This window comes from Natrinema limicola JCM 13563, assembly GCF_000337475.1.
Lineage (GTDB): Archaea > Halobacteriota > Halobacteria > Halobacteriales > Natrialbaceae > Natrinema > Natrinema limicola.
Window position 1 is genome coordinate 1 of record NZ_AOIT01000092.1, and the last position, 3,448, is coordinate 3,448.

The 3,448-nt window shown below is 52.1% G+C and carries 2 protein-coding genes and 1 pseudogene; 2 read left to right on the forward strand and 1 reads right to left on the reverse strand.

Annotation, left to right across the window (positions count from 1 at the left end; all coding sequences use genetic code 11):
- Both C476_RS17580 and C476_RS19730 read left to right on the forward strand, forming a co-directional pair.
- Positions 1-492, forward strand: a pseudogene (locus C476_RS17580) (IS200/IS605 family accessory protein TnpB-related protein); the annotation flags it as partial.
- 25 nt (positions 493-517) lie between these two features.
- Positions 518-643: a hypothetical protein gene (locus C476_RS19730; protein WP_275039687.1), complete on the forward strand. Its 126-nt coding sequence runs from the start codon at positions 518-520 to the stop codon at positions 641-643.
- A 203-nt stretch (positions 644-846) separates the two neighbouring features.
- Here the strand turns inward: C476_RS19730 and C476_RS17585 are convergent, their stop codons facing one another.
- Complete coding sequence (locus C476_RS17585; protein ID WP_008015506.1) at positions 847-2,193, reverse strand: Cdc6/Cdc18 family protein; 1,347 nt, start codon at positions 2,191-2,193, stop codon at positions 847-849.
- Between the last annotated feature and the right edge of the window lie 1,255 nt (positions 2,194-3,448).

Below are 3,448 nucleotides of genomic sequence, written 5' to 3' on the forward strand. Positions count from 1 at the left end.
AGGTCTGTGGCACGACCTCGTACACGGAGACGCTTCGGCGGGACAACTCCGACTGCAACGCCACCGCACGTCGTGGACGCTCCACGTCACCATCGAGTTCCCGGTCGAAGAAACAGACTACGAACCGACCGACGACGATGTAACACCAGTCGGCTTCGACATTGGCGAAGCACACCTGCTCGCGGGCTGTGCCTGCGAGCAGGGCACTCCGACTGACCCACTGCTCATCAACGGTGGTCGCGCNCGACGCTGAAACGGCTCCAAGAGCGTGACGCCGCGGAGTGGCGGATTGACGAACGATTCGGCCATTACCAAAACGCGCTCACTGACATCATCGAGAAGGCGTCTCGACGTGCCGTCGAGTACGCCTGCCGGTTTGAGAAGCCAGTTCTCGTGCTGGAAGATCTCTCGTACATCCGCGAAGACCTCGATTACGGCGAATGGATGAACCGACGCCTCCACGCATGGGCGTTCGCCCNTCGAGAAGTTCGTCGTCGCCTGCCCGATGTGCATGACGATGTACGAGGACGGGCGCAAGACCGGCGGCTTCGAGGACGACATCGAAATCATCGACGTCGCTGAGCTCATCGTCGAAGCCATCGGCAAGACCGAGGAAGCAAAGGTCGAGGTCCACACGGACTAAGAAGCAATAATCCGACCGCCGTATCGCATTTCGACCACCCCGTGTGCAAAGTGAATTCGCAGATTTTGAAGGAAGGACCCCGTGTGCGATATGAAATATTGTATACCACTGTCAGACATACTTAGTTGAACAAATAATTTCTATGATTCGCCCACACCCCGTGTGCGATATGAAATAGGAGACGGTATCAGAGGGTCTTCCAGCTATTTCCCATCGAAGAAATCATCGATCTGGGCGTTAACGACGGATCTGATCAGATCCTCGTCATTCTCGATTTCCTCAAGTCGGATGTCGGATTGAAGGGTCTCAGCAACAACTTCGGGGTCGTCGACAAACGTGTATTCTTTATGAACACCGCTTCCGTAGCCCCGCCCTCGTTTGTCAGATGTGACAAAATTGTAGGTCTCTGCTTCGCTCATGTACCGAAGATAAGAGTCGCGTGATTTCTCATCAGTATCCAAGATATCCGTGATATACTGATACACACGGTACGCGACAGTGCTAGGAACAGCGTTTAGGTTCCGCTGGGAATAGACAGGAACGATAGCGGTCGCATAGAGTGAGAGTTTCTTCTGCGTCGAAAGCCCCTGCATTTGTGTTAGGGTGCGGTCACGCTCGGCTTCTTTCTGAGCGCCACGAACGTGTTCCTCGCGAACTCTGTCTTCGCCTTGGCGATCCGCAATCTCACCAGCCTTCCGGAAAAGGTCGATTGCTTTCCGTGCATCACCGTGATCCTGAGCAGCATACGCTGAGCTGAGAGGAATGATGCCATCCTCAAGGACATTGTCTCGGTAAGCGTCACGACGACGTCCGAGGATCGCTTGTAGTTGATTCGCATCATAATCTGGGAATACGATATCTTGTGGGTTGAACGAACTCTCCGCCCGTCCATCGAGGTTCTCCATGAACCGTGGATCGTTCGTGAGTGCAGCGACTGAGACATCTCCCTCGATTCGACCCAACTGGGATGCACGAGAGAGTTGATAGAGTAACTTGGAGTATGCTGGCTCATCATTCGGATCACGTTGGCGGCCAACAAGGAGGTCAACCTCATCAAGAATGATAATAACAGAGTCGAAGTTCTCACTCAAGATTTCATAAAACCGGTTCAATTTCTGGTCGGTCGAAACGCCGCTCTCCGGAACTCCCGGATCAACACCGACTCCAATTGCCGCACTTTCGACGAGACGATAGACAGCGCGATCGTGAGACTTGATCGTCTGGCAGTTAACCCTGATTACACCAAATCGATCTCCCTGAGCGTTTGCCAGCTCCTGAACCTGCTGACAGACTGCGTTAATGATGAGCGATTTGCCCGTTCCCGATGGACCGTAGAGAAGCATGTTCGGAGGGCGGTTACCTTGAAGCGCCGGTCGGAGATACGTGATAATATCGTCCAGTTGCTGGTCACGACCGACGATCCTGTCTTCGTCAATGACGGTATCTGGATCAAGAAGTCCTTTGTCTTTGAAAACAGAGTTCTGAACCCCCTCTTGAAGACGGCCTTTAATGGACTGTGAGAGAGACTGCTGCTCATCACCGTCAGACATGGTATCGACATGTAGTTCATTCCATAAATAGATATGGGGACCGTGTGCGAGGTTAAATACAACGAATTCTTGGGTTATAAGCTGAGTATAGGCAGTCTTCATGAGATGTCTTCAAACCGCGGGCGAAGTCAAATTGCCAGGTACCCCCCGTGTGCGAGATGAAATAGATAGAGAACTCATAGGAGACATTGGCACAGACACACCGTGTACAAAGTGAAATCGCGATCGATGTTCTACTGGACTGGCCAGGAGGGGTTGACTGTGCATTGCATCGCTAAATGGAGAGGATACAAATTAAGAAGTTGTCACGATGATCGCTTGACCCCCCACACCCCGTGTGCGAGATGAATTTGCGAGATATGTAGGAGACATAAAATAGAAGAGATGATACACAGATCGGGAGTAGAAGTCCTAATACAGCAGATACCCAAGGAAATAGCGTCTAGGGAGGCGCATAGAAGTCAGAATGAATTGATGGTGATTTCACATCTTAAACTCTAACTCAAACAGAATCTAGTTCTAGTGCGGGTTTGGTTTTTTGGGAAGGCTAATAAATCTTTCCTACTACATAGGCTATTTCTTATCTATCGGTATTAGATCATCTCTCCGTGATATGCATGACTTTAGCCACTTCCCGCGTTTCTCAGTGTTTTTCGCTCCCTCACTTTCGTACCAATTTCATTTCGCACACGGGGTGGGGGAGCTACCCAGCCCAGTATTTTATGAATCAAAAATAACGAGAAGATATACTGTGTGTCCGTCCAGTAAGCTGTTCTTGAGTGAAGCAGTATTTTTCTTATCTCGAGGCGTTTCATACTATGCACGTCGTCAATACGACGGAAACCTGGGGTGGGGCTACGGAAACGACGGAAACGAGGGGGGGTTGAGGAAACTGGATCGAGAGGTGCTTGCTCTCAAGAGCTCTCCAACGTGTGGAAGCTGCGACNGGGGCTACGGAAACGACGGAAACGAGGGGGGGTTGAGGAAACTGGATCGAGAGGTGCTTGCTCTCAAGAGCTCTCCAACGTGTGGAAGCTGCGACGGCGCAGGTATCGGGCTGCGTGAACTAGCCAATTGTGACCCACGACACCGTCCGAGGCCATCTTGCCGATGGTGTCGCAGGTGTATTTGAGTGAACTATCCCGCCCTACTCGCCGCCTTCAGCGGCTCCTTGAGGGCGGGGGCTTGGCACCCTCACCGCCACCGCTAATCCACGGGAAGCCGCTGGCCACCGCGTCCGTACCGGTTCTAGTCT

Excerpts from the sequence above, each read along its gene's own strand:
- C476_RS17585 (WP_008015506.1), bottom strand. The coding sequence starts at position 2,193 with ATGTCTGACGGTGATGAGCAGCAGTCTCTCTCACAGTCCATTAAAGGC.
- C476_RS19730 (WP_275039687.1), top strand. The coding sequence starts at position 518 with ATGTACGAGGACGGGCGCAAGACCGGCGGCTTCGAGGACGACATCGAA.